This window comes from Corynebacterium marambiense (assembly GCF_016342275.1).
GTDB classification, from domain to species: Bacteria; Actinomycetota; Actinomycetes; order Mycobacteriales; family Mycobacteriaceae; genus Corynebacterium; species Corynebacterium marambiense.
The window spans coordinates 468,127-488,624 of the sequence record NZ_JAEIOT010000005.1 but is presented as its reverse complement, the minus strand read 5'-3'; the positions used below and the strand labels follow the sequence as shown (position 1 = coordinate 488,624).

Sequence of the window (20,498 nt, the reverse complement as noted above, 5' to 3'; positions counted from 1 at the left end):
CGCTACTCCACCCCGACCTCAGCAAGATGCGCGAGTCCCTCGGCCGGGTAGACCATCACTTCGACGTCGGCACCGCCCTCGACGGAGCGGTTGGAACCGGGCAGGTGATCAGTGAACCGGGCAAGGTCGAGCTCCGCGGCGGCTTCATCGGTGAGGAGCAGCGTAACCAGTTCACCTCCCCGCCCCAGGAGCCGGGAGCAGGTCTGTTCAAGTGCGGTCTGCAGGTCGTCGGCGACGAAGAGAACCCCTGTCCCGCTCGTGACGAGGATATCTCCACGGGAACATGGGCCGGCGAGGGTGAGTGCGGCTTTCTCGGCGCGCTGCAGCACCGCGGTGCGCATCGAACCGGCAGCCTCCGCCATGGCATAGGAATCCACCGCGACGGGCTGATCCGGATCGTGAACCGCCAAGGCTGCGATGCCGCTGACCAGCCGCGCGGTGGGGAGGATGGTCATGGTGCGTTCCGCCGCGTGCGCGGCGAGCTCCGCCGAGACCAGCTCCCTACGTGTGAGCAGACCGTTCGGAAGCAGAATGACCTCACCGATGCCGCGAATGCGCAGTTCGGCGAGGATTCTGGAGACCGTGTCGGTGGTTGCCGCATCGTCGTCACCAGGCGAGGCCGGGGTAATGACTATCGCGCCGGCCTGGCGGTAGAGCTCCGCAAGCGGTCCGTCCGGAGCGACCGCCACGACGGCGCGGTGACGCGTCTCAACCTGCGGTCTCTCCGGCAGCACCTCGAGGCGGAGGTCACTCACCTGACCGGACCGGTAGAGTTCCTCGATCACGGGACCCGGAGTACTACTGTGGATGTGGACGGTGGCGGCACGGACGGGGCCATCGGGATCTGTGTCGGCCGGCGCGAGAATGAGACTGTCACCCCTGTCCGCGAGGGAATCGCGGAGTGACCCGATGGTTGTTTCACCGCTCAACCGGATGAAGCACATGATCTCGAGTTCGCGGCACCTGCCGTGTCCGGCGTCGCAGACCGTGTTGTCCTCCACCACCGTGTGAGATCCAGGTTTCCCGAAGGAATCGACTACCCCGTCACCCCGGGAGACACCCTCGATTTCGTCGAGAAGTGACTGGAGCAGTACAACGAGACCTGCCCCGCCTGCATCCACGACCCCTGCGGACCGGAGGACCTCAAGCTGGGAAGGTGTTTTCATCAGGGCAGTGCGGGCGGCCCCGACGGCAGCGACCGCCGTATCCCGGAGGCCTCCTCCGGCCTGGCCCGCGGCGACGGCGGTGGCCCTGAGAACGGTGACGACGGTTCCCTCGACGGGTTCGGTAATGGCGCGGTCGACGAGTCGCACGGCGATGGCCAGGGAGTTCTTCAGGACCTCGCCGTCGATGCTTCCGCTGGCGGCTGCCTGTGCGATGCCGCTGAGGACCTGGCTGAGTACCACGCCTGAATTCCCCCTGGCACCACGCACAGAACCAGCGGCGAGTGCGGCCGCGACGGCGTGTGCGCTCTCTTTCTCCCCGTCATCGAGTCGGACGGCTTCCGCGAGCGCCGCCTCCATGGTGTAGGTCATGTTCGATCCCGTATCCGCGTCCGGAACGGGAAAGACATTCAGCCCGTTGATCTCCTCCCTGCGGGTGGAGAGAGCGTCCACCGCCCGTTCCGCCCAGGAGAGGAGGGCGGTTCCGTCGAGGGATACGTCAGAGGCCATGGTCGACAAGTCTACAGTCGCCAATCCACGGGCTGCGCCCCCTGGGTCGTGAGGATCTCGTTGGCCCGGCTGAACGGTCGCGATCCGAAGAATCCCCGATGTGCGGAGAGCGGGGACGGGTGCGGGGAACAGATGCACGGGGTGTCGCCGAGAAACCGCTGCGTGTTCTGCGCATCCCGGCCCCACAGGATGGCGACGAGTGGGCGGTTCCGGTTGGCGAGAGCAGTAATCGCCGCCTCGGTGATCTCCTCCCAGCCCTTACCTCGATGGGATGCGGCAGCCCGGGGCCGGACCGTCAACACCCGGTTGAACAGAGCAACGCCCTGCTTCGACCACGGGGTGAGATCGCCGTCGGTGGGCATCGGGAGACCGAGATCCTCGGAGTATTCCCGGAAGATGTTGGCCAGTGACTTCGGCAGCGGACGAACCCCAGGCTGGGTGGAAAAGGACAACCCCATCGCATGCCCCGGTGTCGGATACGGATCCTGCCCCACGATGAGCACCTTGACCTCATCGAAGGGGTAGGTGAACGCCCTCAGCACATCGGTTCCGGCGGGGAGGTAACCGCGGCCCGCCGCGTTCTCCGCACGGAGGAAGTCACCCATCCGGTGGATGGCTGGGGTGACCGGTTCCAGGATGCGGGCCCAGCCTTCCTCCACGGGGAGGGGCCCGGTGTGGTCGGCCGACGTCTGCACGGGGTTCTCGGTGTCATTCATGGCGTCTCCGAGTCTAGGGTGTCGCCCCCGGCACGGGGAAACTATCCCAGCCGACGCTGTGTGCCGGGGCCACGGAATCGATGGTGACTGGGGTGTCTGTCCCGGCGCAGTGTCGGTGGACCGCACCGATCACGCGGAATCCGCTGGGAGCGTCCTTCGAGGTCGTGCCAATGAGGGTGTGGTCCTCTCCACCGGTGAGGACCCAGGTCCAGGGGTCCTCACCCAGTAGCTTCCCGGCAGCGGTGAGGAGTTCATCGGGCGCGATGGCGAGCCCAGCGAGGTCGATACCGACTTCGCTGCGGCGGGCCAGGGTACCGAGGTCGGTGATGAGTCCGTCCGAGTTGTCCGTCATCGACGATGCCCCCGCGGCCCTCGCGATCACCCCCCTGCCGGGGTCAGGTACGGGGGCGAGGTGTGCGTTGACGAGCTCTGAGAACTCTCCGGGGACTCCTTCCCTGCCGTACCTCTGCAGGAGCGCGAGACCGGCTGCGGAGTATCCGATGTGTCCCGCTGCGACTACAGCCTGGCCGGGGCGCGCGGCGTCCAGGGTGAGGGCGGCCAGGCTCCCACCGAGATGTCCGATGGCGCTGACACTCACCACGAGGTGTTCACCGCCGGTGAGGTCCCCGCCTGCGAGATCCGCGCTATACACGGAGACACGTTCCCCGACGCCGCGAGCGAGGTCAGTGATGAAGTCGAGGGGGGTGTGTCCCGGGGCGGAGAGCGCGAGGACGACGGCGACGGGCCGGGCACCCATCGCCTCAATGTCAGCGAAGTTCTGCACGACAGCTTTGTGCCCGATCTCCGTGGCACGGGACCAATCGAGGCGGAAGTGCCGTCCCTCGACAAGCATGTCCGTCGTGACCACGGTCCGGGTGTTGGGGTTCGGCAACGGCAGCACCGCCGCATCGTCGCCATTGCGCTGGGACGGTACCGCATCCAGTATCGCCCGGATCGTGGCTCGCTCTCCAACCTCGGAGAGGGGCGGACCGGTGTAGCAGGTGGGATATACGGTGGACACGGGGCCAATCACTCTTTTTCGGTGGTGGGGTACGGGCAGAGGTGCACATTACCCGACGACTAGGATGGGGTCCCATGACCACCGAGCAGTCCACTCCATTTAACCGCGTTCCGTTGTACATCGCTCTCGGGCTCTCCGTGGCGCTGGTGATCGCGACCCTCATCGGCGCGAAGATCGTCTACCGGAAAGCTGCGCTGCAACCTGTATCGATGTCCACGATCGACTCCCCGGATGCGGATTCGCCGCAGTGCGCAACGTTCCTCGCTACGCTTCCCGATGAGCTCACCGGGCATCCCCGGGCGGAGCTCACCGACCCAGCCCCGGCGGGAGCAGCGGCGTGGCGCTCCAATTCCGTCAGTCGGATCACCCTGCGGTGCGGTGTCTCCCTTCCACTGCAGTACACGACGCTGTCCGACACAATCGATGTCAACGGTGTCGACTGGGTCCAGGTGAATGACGCGACCACGGACTCCAGCCTGAGGACGTGGTTCGCCGTCAACCGCTCCCCGGTGGTCGCGGTGACCGCCGATGACCGGGCCCTGGATGGGACTGGGTCCCCGGTGGAGGAACTGTCCGAAGCGCTCGGAACCCTGGACCGGACGGATCCCACCCCAGCCCCGGCACCGCTCACGGAGCTCGCGCAGGGAGACTCCGATCAGGGGTGCGACAAGCTGCTCCCCGCGCTACCGGAAAAGCTCGGCGGAGACACGGGCTACACTCGCGTCGACGGAGACCGGATCAGCGCCGCCGGCCTACCTCCGGGATCGGCCGGGTGGACAGCACCGGGGGCGGAACCCGTGGTTCTTCGGTGCGGGGTCGCCGACGCACCGTCCTATGAGCCGGGTGTCCAGGTTCAGCAGGTCAACGACATCGCCTGGTACCGAGACACCACGCTCGCCAACGGCACCACGGCCGGGACCTGGTATGCCCTCGGCCGGGCCACGAACGTCGCGGTCTCGATGCCGCAGGCGGCCGGCAACACGGCGATCGTCGGTCTCGGCGATGCGATCTCCCGGAACATCCCCGGGTCGCCCGGTGCGCGGTAGCGTCGGCTCCGTCCGTTTCGCTCACCTCAGCCAGTCCCAGGAAGGGCAACCATGACCATCCACCACAGCGGGAGGCCGGACATCCCCGGTTTCGACCGCGTCGCCGGCGTTCACTCCGGCGCCGACTGGTGCAGGTTCGTCGATTCGGATGATCCCACTGTGGAACCCGCGTACCTCTCCGACGGGGACGGTGCCTTCCTCATCGCGCACCACTGCCCCGCGAATCCCCCGCCGCACTACCCCGGCGGCTTGGTCCTCGGTGGCCTCTCAGGCCGGATCTCACGACTCCTCCTCGATTACGGTGCCTCGGAGTTCCAGCTGCCTGCCCTCGTCGACGCGACGGTCGACCTGTTTCCGCCTTCCCGGGGTGGCTGGGCGTGGCCTTTTCTCAGCGGCGATGATTCCAGACGCCTGATCCGCGCGTTCGGATTCAGTGCCTCCCATCTGCGACTCGCCGGCGCAGATTGCACGGTCCATGTCCCTGAGGGCGGAATCGAGGCGCACATCGCCGGGTCTCTCCAGTCCCGCGAACATCGCAACGACGTCCGCGCCGAGCTCGCCTCCTTCGCCCGGGGACCAGTGCGAATCACGGCGACCGCCGCCGCGGCCGTCGACTGCCCCGCCCCCGACAGACTGGGGCACCTGCTCGGAACGGTGGAACGGGCCCACGGGCACCCCGTCACAGATGCCCGAGCCATCGACCTACTGGAACGCCGGAACCGGTTCCTGGCGGACTCGTCGACCGTGTTCACAGCGACGGACACCACCGGGGCGATCGTCGGCTTCAGTGTGCTCCGGCAGGTCGGTGATGAGGCCACCATCGACATGGTCGGACTGTGTGATCCGTCACTTGAGGCCGTGACGGGGCCGCTCTACGCGCACCTCGCCATCTGGGAGCCGTTGGCGTGGTGCGCCGAACCGAACCGTGGCGTCGTGACGCTGCACCTCGGGATGCAGGCGTTCGAGGCGAAGACCAGACGCGGCGCCGCGATGCGGTCCCTGTGGACCGTCACCGCGCCCCCGCGGAAAGACTAACCGGGGCTGTCAGCGCAGCGCGCGGGCGACGAGAATATCCAGCAGCTCGCCGTAGGCGACCCCAGACGCAGCCAGCACCTGCGGGTACATGGAGATCTGGGTGAATCCGGGCAGCGTGTTCACCTCGTTGATCACTGGTCCGTCTGGGGTGGCGAAGAAATCGACCCGGGCGAGACCATCCGCGTTCACGGCACGAAACGCTGCGACGGCCATCCGTCGGATCTCCTCAGTCGTCACCTCGTCGAGTGGCGCCGGGATCTGCGGGGTGACCGCATCGTCGAGGTACTTCGTGTCGAAGCCGTAGAATCCCTCGTCTCCTGATTCGGTCCCCTGGAGCTGTGCCGGGACCGAGGCGAGCAGCCGACCGTCCGGGTATTGCAGGACACCGACCTCGACCTCGGGGCCGGAGATCTGGGATTCGACGATGACCTTGTCGTCCTCGGAGAACGCGGTGTCGAGGGCGGCGGGGAAATCCTCCCAGGCGGTCACTCGGGACACCCCGATGGAGGATCCTCCCTGCGCGGGTTTCACGAAGACGGGCAGACCCAGGCGTTCGCGCTCGGCGGAGTCGAGGTCCCTGTGCTCCCGGAGGATGATCTCCGGGGCGACCGCGAGACCAGCCGCCGCGAGCAGCTTCTTCGTGTACTCCTTGTCCATGCAGCACGCTGACGCCAGGACGCCGCAGCCCACGTACGGCACCCCGGAGAGCTCGAACATCCCCTGGACGGTTCCGTCCTCGCCGAACCGGCCGTGCAGTGCCGGGAAGATCGCGTCCACCTCGGCGTGCACCTGTCCGGCACGGTCCCCGTCCAGCACGATGAGCCTTCCCCGGGAGTCCGGGTCGAGGGAGAGCTGGAGGCGCTCACGGAGCCGCACCTCCGGCAGGGTGCGTCCGGAAATGGTGAGCGCCCGGGGATCGGGTTCGCCGACGGTCCACACTCCCTCGCGGGTTATTCCGACCGGCACGATCTCGTAGCGTTCCGGATCGAGGTGGGACATGATCGCGCCGCCGGTCACGCATGACACGGAGTGCTCGGAGCTGCGGCCCCCGTAGACGACCGCGACGCGGATGCGGCGATCGGATCCGGGGGTGCCCCCTGCTGGGGCGGTACTGGGTTCAACGGGTGAAGTCACGACCGTCATCGTACCGAGCGCCCCTGCCCTGTGTCCTGTTCCGCCCTATTCCGCCTTCTTCGAACGTCCCATCAGCGCGCGGATCATGGTGTCCACGTCCATTCCGCCGTGACACACCCCGACGACCGCCTGGGTGATCGGCATCTCGACACCATGTTCCTGGGCGAGCTGCCAGACAGACTGTGACGAAATCACACCCTCCGCGACCTGGCCGTGGGTCGCTCGGGCCGCGTCCTCGAGGGAATCCCCGCGTCCGAGGCACTTTCCGAAGGAACGATTCCGGGACAGCGGCGAGGAACAGGTCGCGATGAGATCGCCGATACCGGCGAGCCCCGAGAAGGTGCGGGCGTCCGCGCCGAGGGCCTCCCCGAGTCGGGAGATCTCCGCGAGTCCCCGGGTCATTAGGGAGGCGAGCGAATTCTCCCCCAGTCCCTTCCCGGTCGCCATCCCGCAGGCCAGCGCGATGACGTTCTTGCACGCGCCGCCGATCTCACAGCCGATCACGTCGTCGTTGGTGTACGGGCGGAAATACGGTGCCGCGAGTGCCGCCTGAACCGCTTTCGCCCTCTTCTCGTCGGTGCACGCTATGACCGTCGCCGCAGGCTGTTCGAGGGCGATCTCGCGGGCGAGGTTCGGCCCGGACAGAACGGCGATACGGTCCGGGGCGACACCGGCGACCTCGGCGATCACCTCCGTCATCCGGAGGTGCGTGCCCCGCTCGATGCCCTTGGCCAGGCTCAGGAGGGTGGCGTCCTCCGGAATGAGTTCCCGCCATTCGGAAAGATTCTCCCGGAGCGTCTGGCTCGGGACCGCTAGCACAACGATGTCAGCGTCCTGCAGTGCCTTGGCAGGCTCGGACGTCGCCCAGATCTCCCTCGGCAGGACGAGCCCCGGGAGGTAATCGGTGTTCTCTCGGCTGATCTGGATGGTACGGGCGACCTCGCTGCGGCGGGCCCAGAGTGTGACGGCACTCCCGGCGTCCGCGAAGACCTTGGCGAGGGTGGTGCCCCAGGAACCGGCGCCCATGACTGCGACTCTGACCATGATCGTTCTCCTCGTCCTCGGTGTCCGGTGCGGCGAACCCCTCCGCCGACGGTTCCCAGAAAACCCTCACCCGATTCTAACGCGTACGATCCGGTCCTCCACCCTGGGGACATCCGGGAATCCGCAAGCGGCCGACCCGTGGTTTTTGCGTTGCAGCAGGCATCTGACTCGACTCAGCTTCGCGTGACACCTTTCATATTGAACCGGTAACCAGTGGGAGAAGATTTTGCCGGAGCGAACTGTGTTCCCTAAGACAATAACGGCTGTCTGTAATGTTAATCACGTTTGCCAGCATGTATTTTAGTTGTTTATTAGGCTCCAAAAAGTGAAGGGGCCAAGCCTCTCCAAACTCTAAACATCCCGGCCCGGTCTAAGGCTTATCCGGCCTGAGGATTAGATACGAAGACAAGTCGTGTAACCGGAGAAACCTTCAATGAAACGTACTCTAGGATTAACTGTCTCACTCGCATTGCTTCTTTTGGGATCACCGACCGCCGTCGCTAACCAGCCAGAAGATTTGCAGGAACTGTCGAGAATCTCGCCAAAAAACCAAGACCCATTTCCAACAGAACGGCCCCTTGGTGCACAGCGCCTTGAAGACAGGCTGAGCGCTATCAAACCCCTTTACACTGACCGGGAAGTGGCCGAGTTGACTGTTTTTGGCTTTGGCAGAGCGGCTGAAATGAATCCTGAGCTTGCCCGCTTGTTCCAGACGAATAATCCTCAACAGGTTCACCCTACTGAAGAGCAAGTTACGTTTGTTTACGACAAACTGCTCGAAAAAATCCCGGATTACCATGATGAAGTTTCGCTCAAACTGCAGAGCGGAGACCCGTATCTTACGCAGCAAGCAATTGTGACCACTGCACAGGCTCTTCGTGAGATCGAGAGGGAATACAGCCACACACCAGGAGAAAACCAATATACACCGTACGGCTGACATGATACTCACGCCTATGTTGAACTCAATGGTGCTGCTGTTTTAAATGCTGCGGTATACGCAAATGTGGCTGTAGCGACTGAGGTAGCCTTCGTTCTTTACATTGTACCCGGAGCTATCAGCTATCAGTTCCCCATGATGGCAAATACGCTGGACGGCGACCTTTTCATTGCTCAACTTTGTGAACAATTCAGAAAGTGATATCAGGTAGCAGATGACTAAGAAATTCTCATTTGTTCTCGCATTTGCTGTTTTTCTGACGTTTAATCTAGCGGGCTTATTTGCAGGTATACCCACTAACGCTGCAGCTTCACGGCAACAGGACAGTCTGCACCGGTTTTTGTACACCTTCGCTCCGCAAAACTGGGCATACTTTACCAAAGATCCTGAATCATCGGAACTGATTGTTGTCGACGGCGATTCTCTTCAAAGCCTGATGCGAACCCCTCAAAACCGTCCGTCAAATTATTTTGGTATATCTCGGAATCAACGCGCTCAAGGCCCTGAGGTTGCTATGCTTGTCTCAGAGATACCAGACGACAAATGGAGGGACTGCGTCGATAATTTCTCGTCGTGCCTCAAAGATGCGCAAAAAATAACTCCTGAAGAAATTAGGAACACCTCATCACTGCAAACAATATGTGGAGACGTGATAATCACCTTGAGTCATATCACCCCTTGGTCTTATCGATCACTAACTACAGATGAACACAGGATCGAAAAGGCCGCAAAGGTACGAGTGATATGTGATGACTGATCAAAATGTGCCAATAATCAAAGAAGAATCATCGGCAAAACTCAACGCTATAATTGGATCTGCGAATATTCAATCTAAGTTCATTTCAATTGGCAGAGCAATCATCGCTGTCGCACAATTGAGCTTCATTCTCTTCACCTCGCAAGAGGCGCGATTTGCGGAGGTTGGTCCGCAACCGTTCGGACCGCGATGTCAAAGTTGGAGTCAGGCCGGTCTGTACTGCGTGGTTGGTAAGGAGCATTTGACCCTGGCTGACGTGGTGATTGCGTTTGGGCTGATCCTGGTTATAATTGGATTCTACCCGCGTTGGACCGGAATCCTACATCTCTACATTACCTACACAATATCGACTGCAGTCACTCTTCCAGACGGCGGAGAATCTGTAGCGCTTATTTTTATTGGCCTTCTTGCGGTTGTGAGCTTGAGTGATAACAGGCGTAATTGCTACCTCACAAACCTTGATGTCGATCGTATTCCGGAACCCTTACAGGGAGTCAGTCAGGCCGCGATCATTTTTGGGCGAGTTCAGTTGTGTTATCTTTACGCTGATGCTGCGATTGCCAAGCTCGGCGTTGCCGGTTGGACAAATGGAACCGCTCTCTACTATATCGAGAAGAATGCTTTATTTGGTGATTGGTTCCAGGTTCTCGAGAGATCTGAAATTTTCGAGCATGGCTGGCTTTTAGCAGCGGCTACATGGATGCCTATAGCACTGGTATTGTTGATTGCGATTAATGTTATCGGCACCGCTAATATGCGGCGATTTGCATTCACCTTAGTTGTTATCCTGCACGGCGGTATTATATTTAATATGGGTCTTGTTAGTTTTGCCCTTATTATGATTGGCTGCTGCCTATCTATAATTACACCGCCTAATCGCTACACATATATTTCTGTTCTCTCCACATCAACAGATTCCGCTGACGTGGATGATTTCGTGGCGGTCAAGGCCGACATTCGTCCGCACCGTTTCGTTTCCCTTTTCAGATTCCACCAGGCGTTTACTCGTCCTGTGGTGTGCTGCGGGGGGGTGTCCACACAAGGCCGTTGGGGAGGTGATCTCGCTCTTGTGAAGATCGGTGAACCAGTAGCAGTACGGATGCGCTACAAGCTGACGAACAAGCTACTGAGCCACAGTCCAGAGGTAGTGGTTCACGATAGGAGAGATATGATCTCAGCCCGCCTGGGCCTGCTGAACGGGTCCCCGTTCAAAGTTGAGGTCATCCCTGGTGGCAGCTCGGATCCCGGGTAGTTCTCAACCTACCGATTGCCTGGCGGGAGACCACTGCAGCAAACACTTCGCCGCTTGGTTGAGCCCGGAAATCTTATTCTCGCGTCCAAGGAAGAGGGGCTGAAGTCGCCATTCGAACAGTCGTGGGGACGGAAACATCCTCTCGATCGTTTAGTCTTGCCGTGTCGCTCAAGATAACTGCTTTCGTCGGTGTCCTCCCGGTGGATAGAGGCCCATAAGCTTGAGTGACCCCGGCACTACGTTGGATGTAAATGTATCTGCTGTCCCATCTACTACGTATAGTAGGTGGGACTTTTATTTCTTTACTGACCCAGATGCACACGAAAAGAGCCCGGACCACAGTAAACGGTGTGGGCCGAGCGGGTTTACTGGGACTTTCCTGTTGCAAGAGGGGATCGCCTGTGATGGCGATTTACTGGGTGGTTTCTGCCTTTCTACGTGCCGTTTTCTTCCAGTAAACGTGGTTACATCACCCCGGTTTCGCCCACACGACACTCCAGGATGGACAATGATGAGGACAGCACCCCCGTAAAACCAGCCAAGGAGAGTGGAAGCCAGATGGCAAAGAAATCGAGCGAATCCGACAAGGACCGCAGTAATGCGCTGAATGTGACGGGGCGTTATCAGTCCATTCCCGCCCACCCCGCCGACGAGTTCCGTAGGTGTACTCTCGCGGCCGGCGCCGTGCTGTGGCGCGGCGAGCTCACCGATCCGGAGAGCGTCGAGGTAGCGGTCATCCACCGTCCGCGCTACAACGACTGGTCCCTGGCCAAGGGAAAGGTGGATCCCGGCGAGTCCCTGCCTCAGACCGCCGCCCGCGAGATCTTCGAGGAGACTGGCTACGAGGTCCGCCTGGGCAAGTTGCTCGGCCGCGTGACGTACCCGGTGGCTGACCGCACCAAGGTCGTCTACTACTTCACGGGAAAGGTGCTCGGTGGTGAGTTCACCACCAACGATGAGGTCGATGAGATCCGCTGGCTGCCGATAACGCAGGCCCACGGCCTGCTGAGCTACGACGTCGACCGGCAGGTCCTGGACAAGGCGGCCAAGCGGCTGGCGGTCCCGGTGGACACCCGTCTTCTTCTGGTTCGGCACGCACACGCCTTCGCGCGCCGCACCTGGTCCGGCAACGATGACGTCCGCCCACTGGACAAGAAGGGCCGCCGCCAGGCGACTGCTCTGACGGAATTACTCGCCCCCTACCGGCCCGACCGCATCTACTCGGCTAAACCTGACCGCTGCGTCGCCACGGCAGAGCCCCTCGCCGCGCACCTCGGCCTCGACATCGAGTCCGACGTGCTGCTGGGTGATGAGGGGTGGACCACCGCGATGAAGGACTCGAAGAAACGCTTCCGGGAGATCATCTCCGGTGGTGGAACCCCGGTGGTGATTTCCCAGGGACTCACGATTCCTGATGTCGTCGCGTGGCTGTCCGCCGAGGGGCGACTGCCCTTGCAGGAACCGGAGGCGAAGAAGGCCTCGGTGTGGGTTCTCACCTTCACCACCGACGGCGAGCTCACCGGGGCGGACTACCTCGTGAGCCCCCTGCCCGTGAAATAGCGTGCGTTTCCCGCCGCGGGGCAGCTGATTGGCCACCATCGGCAGCTCCCCGCTACACAGTTCACAAGGAGACCCCATGGATATCGGCCTCAAGATCAAACAGTCACTCGCCTCGTATTTCGGGGTGCTCCATCCCGGGATCGATCGTCCGACGCGACTGACCGGAACGACACTGGCAGCTATCGTGTTCTTCGTCGCCAGCACCCTCTACGGCGTCTGGATCTCCACCCCGGAGCAGCATCGCGTCGAGGTGATCCAGTGTATCGTCATCGTCGTTCTGATCGTTGGCATCCAGCGCTTCGCGCAGGCAATGGACGACGACGATTTCACGTACCTCTGAGCGGCGGGTCCGCGGTGCACCCCCAGGTCACGCCCGGCGGGTCACCGGTTTGAACGCCGGCCGCGCGGCTTCGAAGCGGCTGATCGCCGGCTCGTCCCGCAGTGTCAGTCCGATGTCGTCCAGGCCCTCGAGCAACCGCCAGCGGGTGTAGTCGTCGACGGTGAAGGGCAGGACGTGGGATCCGGCTTTCACGGTGCGTTCGACGAGATCCACGGTGAGTTCCATGCCTGGATCGGCGTCCATCAGTTTCCACAGGAGATCGATGTCGGTCTGTTGCATCTGCGCGGCGAGCAGCCCGGACTTGCCGGCGTTTCCCCGGAAGATGTCGGCGAAGCGCGAGGAGAACACGACCCGGAACCCGTAGTCGATGAGCGCCCACACGGCGTGTTCTCGGGAGGAACCGGTCCCGAAGTCGGAGCCCGCGACGAGAATCGATCCGTTGCGGAACGCATTGTGGTTGAGCACGAACTCGGGGTCTTTCCGCCAGCCTTCGAACAGCGCGTCCTCGAATCCGGTGCGGGTGACGCGTTTCAGGTAGACGGCGGGCAGGATCTGGTCCGTGTCCACGTTTGAACGCTTTAGTGGAACTCCGACACCTGTAAATTCAGTGAACTTCTCCATTTTCTCTCCTGCGTCACTCAGGCACTCGCGAGTGCGGGCACGGGCTCGAGGTCGGACGGCGCGGCAAGATGCCCCGACACGGCGGTAGCTGCGGCGACCTGCGGGGATACGAGGTGAGTTCGCCCACCAGGCCCCTGTCTGCCTTCAAAGTTCCGGTTCGATGTCGACGCCGCCCGTTCGCCCGGCTGGAGTTTATCCGGGTTCATCGCCAGGCACATGGAACAGCCGGGTTGGCGCCAGTCGGCTCCCGCAGCGCGGATAATCGCGTCAAGTCCCTCAGCCTCGGCCTGCGCCCGCACCGCAGCGGAACCGGGGACGACGAGCATGCGTACCCCGTCGGCGATACGACGACCGTTGAGAACTGCGGCGACCGCCCGCATGTCCTCGATCCGGCCATTGGTGCACGAGCCGACGAACACGGTGTCGACGGAGATCTCGCGGAGCGGGGTTCCCGGAACAAGATCCATGTAGGTTAGGGCTTTCTCAGCCGCTGCACGGTCCGTCTCGTCGGTGAAATCCTCCGGGTACGGAATAGACCCATCGAGAGGTAGCCCCTGGCCGGGGTTGGTACCCCAGGTGACGTAAGGGGTCAACGCAGAGCCGTCGATCTCGACGACGGTGTCGAACTCGGCGCCGTCGTCGGTGCGGAGACTGCGCCAGTACTCGACGGCGGCGTCCCAGTCCGCACCGGTCGGGGCGTGCCGTCGGCCCTTCAGGTACTCGAAGGTGACGTCGTCAGGGGCGATCATGCCCGCCCGGGCACCGGCTTCGATAGACATGTTGCACACCGTCATGCGGGCCTCCATCGAGAGTTTCCCGATGGCTTCTCCGCGGTACTCGATGATGTGTCCCTGCCCGCCGCCGGTACCGATCTGCGCGATGATCGCGAGGATGAGGTCCTTGGCGGTGACGTCGTCCCGCAGGGTCCCCGAAACGTTGACCGCCATGGTCTTGAACGGTCGCAGCGAGAGCGTCTGCGTCGCCATGACGTGCTCGACCTCCGAGGTCCCGATCCCGAAGGCGATGGCCCCGAATGCGCCGTGCGTCGCGGTGTGGCTGTCACCGCAGACGACCGTCATTCCCGGCTGGGTGAGCCCCAGCTGCGGACCGGCGACGTGGACGATGCCCTGTTCCGCGGTTCCCATCGGGAAGATCGGGACGTCGAACTCCTCGCAGTTCCTCCGCAGGGTGTCCACCTGGGTACGGGAGATGAGGTCCTCGATCTCGATGACCGCGCCGGTGGTGATCCCGGAGGTGGGGACATTGTGATCCTCGGTGGCCAGGGTGAGATCCGGTCTACGAAGCCGACGTCCAGCGAGCCTTAGCCCATCGAACGCCTGCGGGGACGTCACCTCGTGCAGCAAATGCAGATCAATGTAGACCAAGTCGGGGTCCTCCCCGTCTCCTTTGGCCACGATATGGTCCGCCCAGACCTTCTCCGCGAGGGTGCGGGGTCCGTCTGCTGCGACACCGGTGGCGGCACCATCTTTCGGACCGCTCATGTCGGAGCACCTCCATGTGTGGATCAACTGTGGGAACGCACGGGAGAAGGCGCCACGCAACGCCCTCGCTTTCTCACAGCATGAGATGTTAGTATCAGAATATGGGACAGTATAGCTCACCGGACGCCACCGAAGGAAGCGGGATCAAGGTCCTCGACCGCGCCGTACTCATCCTCTCCACGGTCGCCGAACACCCCCGCTCACTGGCGGAACTCTGTGAGGCGACCGGGCTCCCCCGGGCCACCGCACACCGACTCGCCACCGCCCTCGAGGTGCACAACATGCTGACCCGTACCGGCGACGGTCGATGGTGTATCGGGCGGACACTCACGACACTCGGGGCGAACGCCTCCGACAAGCTCATCGACGCAGCACGCCATGTGATGAGCGCACTCATGGACACCACCGGCGAATCCGTACAGCTCTACCGGCTGACGGGAACGACCCGGACATGCATCGCATCCCTGGAGCCACCGTCGGGCCTACAGAACACCGTCCCCGTCGGATCCCGAATGTCCCTCACCGCTGGCTCCGCGGCACGAGTGTTCATGGCTTATGCCTCCCCGCAGCTCCGGGGCGTCATCTTGCCCGACGCCGCCTTCACCACCGACGATCTCGAGCGGGTCCGCCGTCTCGGGTACGCGGAATCAGTCAGCGAGCGTGAGGCGGGCCTCGCCTCGCTCAGCGCACCAGTGTTTGAAGACGCCGCCATGGTCGCGGCACTGTCGATCTCCGGCCCGGCGGAACGGCTACGCCCACACCCCGGCCAGAAGTGGGGCGTGGAACTGGGCAGGGCGGCGCGGGAACTGTCGGCAATGCTATAAACCATTGAAAACACAGTAAAACGCCCGGACCATGACCGGTCCGGGCGTTTTAGTGTTGTACCCCGTACGGGATTTGAACCCGTGTTACCGCCGTGAGAGGGCGGCGTCCTAGGCCCCTAGACGAACGGGGCATGCCTTGTGGACTCGAACTACTCTATGCGACCACTTAAGGAGTGACAAATCGCCTGTACAGGAAGCATTTTCCACACCCAACGACACCCCACAACCCAAACCACCGCCACGACCACCAGCACCAACCGGACTCGCAGAAGCACATGTTTTGCACAATCAAGATGTGATTGCTAAATTATGTTCACAATTCTATTAGGGTCAACTCACACAAGGAGCCTGATGACCGTCTCCGCCCACGCATCCCCGCCATCGACCATTCTCGACGTCCGCGACCTGCACTGCGACCGCGGTGGCACCGAGATACTCAAGGGGGTCGATCTGACCATCCCCGCCGGCGGAATCCTCGCTGTCCTCGGCGCGAACGGGGCCGGTAAGACCACACTGATCAACGTCCTGAGCACCCTGATCCCGTTTACCTCCGGATCGGTGACCGTCGCCGGCCACGACCTGGAATCCGACCCGACCGGGGTCCGCAACGCCATCTCGCTCACCGGCCAGTTCGCCGCGGTTGACCACGACCTGACAGGAACGGAGAACCTCGCCTTTTTCGGGCGCCTCTCCGGACTGTCCGGGCGATCGGCACGTGAGCGAGCGGTGGAACTACTGGATGAATTCAACCTCGCCGATGCAGCGGACAAGCGTCTGTCGGACTATTCCGGGGGTATGCGCCGCCGACTCGACATCGCCGCGTCACTCGTCATCCCACCTGCCCTGCTGTTCCTGGATGAGCCGTCCACGGGGCTAGACCCGGAGTCGCGAGAGTCGCTGTGGAACCAGATCCTCGACCTCCGCGACCACGGGATGTCAATCCTCCTGACAACCCAGTATCTGGATGAGGCCGACCGGCTCGCGGACCGGGTGGCAGTCCTCAGGGACGGACGGATCATCGCCGTGGACACGCCGCACAACCTCAAAGCCGCGTACGGCCGCCACCGGTGTTCGGTGTCCTTCCCGGATCACGCCTCGGCAGTCACCGCCGGTGAACTCCTTACGGCTCGTGGATACACCACCCAGGACAATGACCTCGTGGTGGGCGACACCGGCGTTGTCGAGCTTCTCGTCCGTTCCGGTTTCACCGAGCTCAACCCCCTCCTGCAGGCGATCGACTCAGCGGGCCTCACCATCACCGACGTGGGTATGACGCCACCTTCCCTCGACGACGTCTACTTCGCGCTCGCCCGCGACGGGGTACAGGCTTCACAGGGGTCGGACGGGGACGGCGACCGATGAATACACTCACGGCCCTGTGGACGAGGGGTATCCTGCGGTTTCTCCGCAACCGCGCGGCGATGATCTCGGCGCTGTTCATCCCCGGTATCTTTCTTACCTGCTTCTACAGCGTCTTCTCCGACGCGACGTCGATATTCGGTATCGACTACGCGACGTTCCTGTATCCGGCGGCGATGATGCAGGTGATCGTCTTCGCAGCCGGCGGTTCCGCCCTCGACGTCGCACTGGACCGGGAGAACGGAATCCACTCGCGCCTGGCGACGATGTCCGTCAGCCCGGGCCAGATCGTCACGGGACGCCTGCTGAGCGATGTCACCCGTGTCATCATCTCCGGGGGCGTGGCCACCCTCATCGCGTTTCTACTCGGGGCACGCATCCACGACGGAGCGTGGCGGATCGGAGCGGTTCTCCTCGTATTTCTTCTGCTCACCCTGACATTCTGCGCAGGTTTCTGTGGGCTCAGTCTCCTCGGCCGGAAGCCGACGTCCACGGCGATGTTGATCCAGTCCCTGGTCATGCCCTTCATCCTCTTCTCCACGGCGTTCATTCCCGCCGAGGCGATGTCCTCAACCGTCCGACCGATCATCACCCACATGCCGCTGTCACCGATCCTCGACACCGTCCGCGCGGTCATGACCGGGTCTGAGTTAACCCGAGGAACAACCATTGAGGCCGCAATCTGGCTGATCATCCTCACGGTTCTCGCCGTCCTCGGTTTCTCCGCCGCATTCTCCAGGGAGCACAAGTGACCCAGTCCATCCTCTCCCCCGCTGCCACTCACGCCCGACGACTCTTCCTCGGTTGGCGGCGTAACCCGTCCGCCGTTATCAACACCCTCGGGACCCCGATACTGATGACGCTGATCACCCGGGCCATGTTCGGTGATCTCATCCGGGCCGTCCATCCGAAGGGTGAGCTCGACCTCCTGCCGCTGACCGTCATGATGATCTTCGCGGTGGAATTCATGCTCACTATCTCGACGTCGGCGGAGATGATCCGGGAGAAACGCCTCGGCCTGACCGCACGGTTCGCCACCACCCCGGCGGGGATCCGCTCGTACATCGCCGGAAACCTGCTCTTCACCCTGTTCCGGATGATCCTCGGCGGCCTACTCGTCGTCGCGGTCGCCGTCCCCTGTGGACTTCGGATACACACGATCACCGCCGGGGTGTGGCTGGCGTCGTTCATCGTCTTCGCCGGACTCACTGCCGGAGCGCTGTCTGTACTGATCGGATCCGCGTTCACGACTCCGGAATCAGCGATGGTGATCGCGCCGTTGGTGATGATTCTCCAGTTCTTCAACGAGGGTCTGATGCCCGCGGATAGGTTCGTCGCCACGGTCCAACCCCTGGCGGTGAATTCCCCGGTGAGCCATGCGGTACGAACGGCGACCGGGCTGAACGACGGTACCGGCGTCGGGGATTCGCTCACCTTCAGTCTCATCTGGTTTGGCGGACTTCTTCTGGTGTTCGCCTGGGGGGCCCTGCGGGCATCCCGGCGGAGTCTCTGACAGCAGATCCCCCGGCCAAACGTGGTGGCGACCTGATCCCTCCGGGTGACCCCGGTGGTAGCCTCGGCACCATGTTCAGCTACCCCTTCGAACATTTCCTCTGGATCACGTTCATCTTCGCGGCCGTCCCGTCGGCCGTGTGGGGCGGGATTCTCGCGGTCCTCGCCTGGCGGTTCCCAGATGACCGTTCCGCGTCCGGACCGGGGTTGTGGCTGACCGGGCTCATCGGGTTCGTCTTCGGCGTTCTGGCGGCCGTCGGCTGGTTGAGCTGGTCGGCGGACGACCACGGAGGAATCACGGCCCCCGGGTTCCCGCCGCCGACCAACTTCCCCTCCTGGCAGATCGCGGCCTGCGCCCTCACGGTCGGTATTTTCTGGTTCCTGGCGGCCCGGTTGTCCTCATGGCGGAAGCTCGGCGGGTTCAGCGCCGCGATCGGGGTGACCGCAGGGCTTGTCACCGCGTTCTGCATAGCGGCCGCGACGGACACCACGGGCCAATCGGGGGTCGGTGCCCTGTTCCTCGGCGCCGGCGCCAGTGTCTCACTGGCGTTCTGCGCCGGCATCCGGGCAACTTTTCTGGGCAGGTCGCGGGATACCTCAGCGTAGCGTTAGATTTACCGGATCAGCGTAGTTCGACGATCTTCTCCGGGTCGCCGAGGCGGTCCCCGAGCCCCACGAGCACGAGGAACACCGCCCCGAGGAGACACGACAGGCCGACCCACACTCGGTGGTACCTCGGTCCGCAGAGCCCGGCGAACCATGCGCCGAGAAACGCGCCCAGCGTGTTGAACAGGATGTCGGTGACGTCGGAGTGCCCGAGCGCGAAAACGTACTGAAGTATCTCGATGCACAGGCTCACCGCCGCCCCCACGAGGGACACCCTGCGGAGCGGGTTCGACCCCGATCCGACGATGATGTATAGCAGCACGCCGAGGGGAACAAAGAATGCGACGTTTCCCACCCCGTCGAACAACGGCGCGAACCAGCTCGATCCCCGGAACGCCTCCGCGAAGGGCACGAGTTCCAGGGACCGGGTGCGTTGATTCTCTGGGCGCCACAGGTGACCGATGACGAAGAACGCCTTGAGCATGGTCAGTGCGATCATCACCCCGCCGTAGACGAACAACGCTCCGAACGCCGCCCGCCGACGTACTGCGACCATGTTTCGGTTCTCCTCTTTCGACCCCTGGACGGTTGAGGGCCCAGCATAGCAACACGGGAACGATCTGCCCGGCGCAGACGGCAGGGAACCGACAGTGAAAAACCGGTGGACGCCCCACGAGGGGACGGCCCACCGGCCTCAGAAAACCTGCACTACCACGTGCGGCGAATCACGATCACATAGCGAGCTTGGGCCACTCTTCAGCGGTGATGCGGGTGATGACCTCGAAGCTGTCACCCTCCGGCTTCACGATGTAGGCGGTACCCTGCGGCTCCGGGTAGATACCCGTCGCGGCGTCGAAGACATCGTCGTGGCCGACGATGACGTTGTTCTTACCGTCCTCGGGCATCGTCTCGAGGAACGGAGTGATGTTGTTCTTCATCGTCTCGATCTGCGCGTCGGTGTATTCCTCGGCAGGCTCGAAGTTCAGCTTCGCGGTCTTCTCGTAACGACCGAATGCCAGATCAGCGGTATTGTACGCGCGGCAGTACTCACTGGTGATGACGTCGCCGACCGGGATCTCGAGCTTCTTGAAAGCCTCGCCGATCTCCTTAGCCTGCTTCTTGCCCAGGTCATCGAGCTGACGCTGCGTGGAGCAGTCATCGAGCTTCATGTTCGGATCAGCCTGGTCGGCGTAGTCCTTGGCGGTGTGGCCGTGACGGATGAAGATGACGTAGCCGCCCTTCTTCAGGTCCTTGACGACCTCTTCAGCGGAAACCACGTTCTCGAACTTGGCCTCCTCCTCTGCATCGTCGTCGCTCTCGGCTTCGGTGCTGGTAGCCGTCGAGGATTCCTCGGTGGCTTCCTTTGCAGCGGAGGAAACGGACGAGGTGACTTCCTCGGCCTTCTCTTCGGCCTTGTCTGAGCTACAGCCCGACAGGGAACCAGCGACGACCATGATGCTCGCGGTCGTGATGAGGCTGAGACGACGGATCTTAGAAATCTTCATACTTTAGTGCTCCTTTATTTAGTGAATGCTCATTAAGCATAACCTATACTA

At 62.7% G+C, this 20,498-nt stretch carries 21 protein-coding genes and 1 tRNA gene; 12 read left to right on the top strand and 10 right to left on the bottom strand.

Going from position 1 to position 20,498, the window contains the following annotated elements:
• Positions 1 to 2 precede the first annotated feature (2 nt).
• The 3 genes from JDV76_RS04900 to JDV76_RS04890 are packed head-to-tail and all read right to left on the bottom strand — an operon-like array spanning position 3 to position 3,410.
• Entirely contained in the window at positions 3 to 1,673 is a 1,671-nt protein-coding gene (locus tag JDV76_RS04900) for a DAK2 domain-containing protein (protein ID WP_198735744.1), read from the bottom strand.
• A gap of 11 nt (positions 1,674 to 1,684) precedes the next feature.
• The gene (locus JDV76_RS04895; RefSeq protein ID WP_198735743.1) at positions 1,685 to 2,389 is read right to left on the bottom strand and encodes a uracil-DNA glycosylase; all 705 of its coding nucleotides are present in this window, start codon (positions 2,387 to 2,389) and stop codon (positions 1,685 to 1,687) included.
• 13 nt (positions 2,390 to 2,402) lie between these two features.
• Positions 2,403 to 3,410 (bottom strand): thiamine-phosphate kinase, encoded by a 1,008-nt coding sequence (locus tag JDV76_RS04890; protein WP_198735742.1) that lies wholly within the window; start codon positions 3,408 to 3,410, stop codon positions 2,403 to 2,405.
• A 74-nt stretch (positions 3,411 to 3,484) separates the two neighbouring features.
• On the opposite strand from JDV76_RS04890, the gene JDV76_RS04885 reads away from it, so the two are divergent.
• Positions 3,485 to 4,456 (top strand): DUF3515 domain-containing protein, encoded by a 972-nt coding sequence (locus JDV76_RS04885; protein ID WP_198735741.1) that lies wholly within the window; start codon positions 3,485 to 3,487, stop codon positions 4,454 to 4,456.
• 51 nt (positions 4,457 to 4,507) lie between these two features.
• Positions 4,508 to 5,491 carry a hypothetical protein gene (locus JDV76_RS04880; protein ID WP_198735740.1) on the top strand — a complete coding sequence of 328 codons (984 nt, stop codon included), beginning with the start codon at positions 4,508 to 4,510 and terminating at the stop codon, positions 5,489 to 5,491.
• Positions 5,492 to 5,500: 9 nt separating this feature from the next.
• On the opposite strand, the gene JDV76_RS04875 is transcribed toward JDV76_RS04880, so the two are convergent.
• On the bottom strand, positions 5,501 to 6,625 hold the full coding sequence (locus JDV76_RS04875) for a D-alanine--D-alanine ligase family protein (protein ID WP_376993006.1): 1,125 nt from the start codon (positions 6,623 to 6,625) through the stop codon (positions 5,501 to 5,503).
• Positions 6,626 to 6,670: 45 nt separating this feature from the next.
• Positions 6,671 to 7,669, bottom strand: coding sequence for an NAD(P)H-dependent glycerol-3-phosphate dehydrogenase (locus JDV76_RS04870; protein ID WP_198735738.1), 999 nt, complete (start codon positions 7,667 to 7,669; stop codon positions 6,671 to 6,673).
• A gap of 433 nt (positions 7,670 to 8,102) precedes the next feature.
• Between JDV76_RS04870 and JDV76_RS04865 the strand changes: the two genes are divergently transcribed.
• The 5 genes from JDV76_RS04865 to JDV76_RS04845 all read left to right on the top strand — a co-directional run bounded on the left by JDV76_RS04865 (position 8,103) and on the right by JDV76_RS04845 (position 12,518).
• Positions 8,103 to 8,609, top strand: coding sequence for a sporulation delaying protein family toxin (locus JDV76_RS04865; protein WP_198735737.1), 507 nt, complete (start codon positions 8,103 to 8,105; stop codon positions 8,607 to 8,609).
• A 214-nt stretch (positions 8,610 to 8,823) separates the two neighbouring features.
• Positions 8,824 to 9,366: an SdpA family antimicrobial peptide system protein gene (locus JDV76_RS04860; protein ID WP_198735736.1), complete on the top strand. Its 543-nt coding sequence runs from the start codon at positions 8,824 to 8,826 to the stop codon at positions 9,364 to 9,366.
• Positions 9,359 to 10,618, top strand: a complete 1,260-nt coding sequence (locus JDV76_RS04855) for a sporulation-delaying protein SdpB family protein (RefSeq protein WP_198735735.1) — start codon at positions 9,359 to 9,361, stop codon at positions 10,616 to 10,618. Before JDV76_RS04860 ends, JDV76_RS04855 begins: the two co-directional genes overlap by 8 nt.
• A 558-nt stretch (positions 10,619 to 11,176) precedes the next feature.
• Entirely contained in the window at positions 11,177 to 12,178 is a 1,002-nt protein-coding gene (locus tag JDV76_RS04850; protein ID WP_198735734.1) for an NUDIX hydrolase, read from the top strand.
• Between the two features lie 76 nt (positions 12,179 to 12,254).
• Positions 12,255 to 12,518 (top strand): hypothetical protein, encoded by a 264-nt coding sequence (locus JDV76_RS04845; RefSeq protein WP_198735733.1) that lies wholly within the window; start codon positions 12,255 to 12,257, stop codon positions 12,516 to 12,518.
• A 27-nt stretch (positions 12,519 to 12,545) separates the two neighbouring features.
• Here JDV76_RS04845 and leuD read toward each other — a convergent pair whose 3' ends face one another.
• Both leuD and leuC read right to left on the bottom strand, forming a co-directional pair.
• The gene (gene leuD / locus JDV76_RS04840) at positions 12,546 to 13,139 is read right to left on the bottom strand and encodes a 3-isopropylmalate dehydratase small subunit (protein WP_198735732.1); all 594 of its coding nucleotides are present in this window, start codon (positions 13,137 to 13,139) and stop codon (positions 12,546 to 12,548) included.
• A gap of 17 nt (positions 13,140 to 13,156) precedes the next feature.
• Positions 13,157 to 14,641, bottom strand: coding sequence for a 3-isopropylmalate dehydratase large subunit (leuC, locus tag JDV76_RS04835; RefSeq protein ID WP_198735731.1), 1,485 nt, complete (start codon positions 14,639 to 14,641; stop codon positions 13,157 to 13,159).
• Positions 14,642 to 14,742: 101 nt separating this feature from the next.
• On the opposite strand from leuC, the gene JDV76_RS04830 reads away from it, so the two are divergent.
• Complete coding sequence (locus JDV76_RS04830; RefSeq protein WP_198735730.1) at positions 14,743 to 15,465, top strand: IclR family transcriptional regulator; 723 nt, start codon at positions 14,743 to 14,745, stop codon at positions 15,463 to 15,465.
• A 58-nt stretch (positions 15,466 to 15,523) separates the two neighbouring features.
• Here JDV76_RS04830 and JDV76_RS04825 read toward each other — a convergent pair.
• Positions 15,524 to 15,596: transfer RNA gene (locus JDV76_RS04825), tRNA-Glu, on the bottom strand.
• Positions 15,597 to 15,816: 220 nt separating this feature from the next.
• On the opposite strand from JDV76_RS04825, the gene JDV76_RS04820 reads away from it, so the two are divergent.
• The 4 genes from JDV76_RS04820 (at position 15,817) to JDV76_RS04805 (ending at position 18,942) form a co-directional block, all read left to right on the top strand.
• Positions 15,817 to 16,827, top strand: coding sequence for an ATP-binding cassette domain-containing protein (locus JDV76_RS04820; RefSeq protein ID WP_232958831.1), 1,011 nt, complete (start codon positions 15,817 to 15,819; stop codon positions 16,825 to 16,827).
• Positions 16,824 to 17,576, top strand: a complete 753-nt coding sequence (locus JDV76_RS04815; RefSeq protein ID WP_198735728.1) for an ABC transporter permease — start codon at positions 16,824 to 16,826, stop codon at positions 17,574 to 17,576. The genes JDV76_RS04820 and JDV76_RS04815 overlap by 4 nt, the downstream gene beginning before the upstream one ends.
• A complete protein-coding gene (locus JDV76_RS04810) occupies positions 17,573 to 18,337 on the top strand; it encodes an ABC transporter permease (RefSeq protein WP_198735727.1) in 765 nt (254 codons plus the stop codon). Before JDV76_RS04815 ends, JDV76_RS04810 begins: the two co-directional genes overlap by 4 nt.
• 71 nt (positions 18,338 to 18,408) lie before the next feature.
• On the top strand, positions 18,409 to 18,942 hold the full coding sequence (locus JDV76_RS04805; protein WP_198735726.1) for an ABC transporter permease family protein: 534 nt from the start codon (positions 18,409 to 18,411) through the stop codon (positions 18,940 to 18,942).
• A 16-nt stretch (positions 18,943 to 18,958) separates the two neighbouring features.
• Here JDV76_RS04805 and JDV76_RS04800 read toward each other — a convergent pair whose 3' ends face one another.
• Both JDV76_RS04800 and JDV76_RS04795 read right to left on the bottom strand, forming a co-directional pair.
• On the bottom strand, positions 18,959 to 19,498 hold the full coding sequence (locus JDV76_RS04800) for a VanZ family protein (protein ID WP_198735725.1): 540 nt from the start codon (positions 19,496 to 19,498) through the stop codon (positions 18,959 to 18,961).
• A gap of 175 nt (positions 19,499 to 19,673) precedes the next feature.
• Entirely contained in the window at positions 19,674 to 20,447 is a 774-nt protein-coding gene (locus JDV76_RS04795) for a histidine phosphatase family protein (RefSeq protein ID WP_198735724.1), read from the bottom strand.
• Between the last annotated feature and the right edge of the window lie 51 nt (positions 20,448 to 20,498).

Bases quoted from the DNA above. Each gene is read 5' to 3' on its own strand.
- JDV76_RS04900 (WP_198735744.1), bottom strand. From the start codon at position 1,673: ATGGCCTCTGACGTATCCCTCGACGGAACCGCCCTCCTCTCCTGGGCG.
- JDV76_RS04895 (WP_198735743.1), bottom strand. From the start codon at position 2,389: ATGAATGACACCGAGAACCCCGTGCAGACGTCGGCCGACCACACCGGG.
- JDV76_RS04885 (WP_198735741.1), top strand. From the start codon at position 3,485: ATGACCACCGAGCAGTCCACTCCATTTAACCGCGTTCCGTTGTACATC.
- JDV76_RS04880 (WP_198735740.1), top strand. From the start codon at position 4,508: ATGACCATCCACCACAGCGGGAGGCCGGACATCCCCGGTTTCGACCGC.
- JDV76_RS04870 (WP_198735738.1), bottom strand. From the start codon at position 7,669: ATGGTCAGAGTCGCAGTCATGGGCGCCGGTTCCTGGGGCACCACCCTC.
- JDV76_RS04865 (WP_198735737.1), top strand. From the start codon at position 8,103: ATGAAACGTACTCTAGGATTAACTGTCTCACTCGCATTGCTTCTTTTG.
- JDV76_RS04860 (WP_198735736.1), top strand. From the start codon at position 8,824: ATGACTAAGAAATTCTCATTTGTTCTCGCATTTGCTGTTTTTCTGACG.
- JDV76_RS04855 (WP_198735735.1), top strand. From the start codon at position 9,359: ATGACTGATCAAAATGTGCCAATAATCAAAGAAGAATCATCGGCAAAA.
- JDV76_RS04850 (WP_198735734.1), top strand. From the start codon at position 11,177: ATGGCAAAGAAATCGAGCGAATCCGACAAGGACCGCAGTAATGCGCTG.
- JDV76_RS04845 (WP_198735733.1), top strand. From the start codon at position 12,255: ATGGATATCGGCCTCAAGATCAAACAGTCACTCGCCTCGTATTTCGGG.
- leuD (WP_198735732.1), bottom strand. From the start codon at position 13,139: ATGGAGAAGTTCACTGAATTTACAGGTGTCGGAGTTCCACTAAAGCGT.
- leuC (WP_198735731.1), bottom strand. From the start codon at position 14,641: ATGAGCGGTCCGAAAGATGGTGCCGCCACCGGTGTCGCAGCAGACGGA.
- JDV76_RS04830 (WP_198735730.1), top strand. From the start codon at position 14,743: ATGGGACAGTATAGCTCACCGGACGCCACCGAAGGAAGCGGGATCAAG.
- JDV76_RS04820 (WP_232958831.1), top strand. From the start codon at position 15,817: ATGACCGTCTCCGCCCACGCATCCCCGCCATCGACCATTCTCGACGTC.
- JDV76_RS04815 (WP_198735728.1), top strand. From the start codon at position 16,824: ATGAATACACTCACGGCCCTGTGGACGAGGGGTATCCTGCGGTTTCTC.
- JDV76_RS04805 (WP_198735726.1), top strand. From the start codon at position 18,409: ATGTTCAGCTACCCCTTCGAACATTTCCTCTGGATCACGTTCATCTTC.
- JDV76_RS04800 (WP_198735725.1), bottom strand. From the start codon at position 19,498: ATGGTCGCAGTACGTCGGCGGGCGGCGTTCGGAGCGTTGTTCGTCTAC.
- JDV76_RS04795 (WP_198735724.1), bottom strand. From the start codon at position 20,447: ATGAAGATTTCTAAGATCCGTCGTCTCAGCCTCATCACGACCGCGAGC.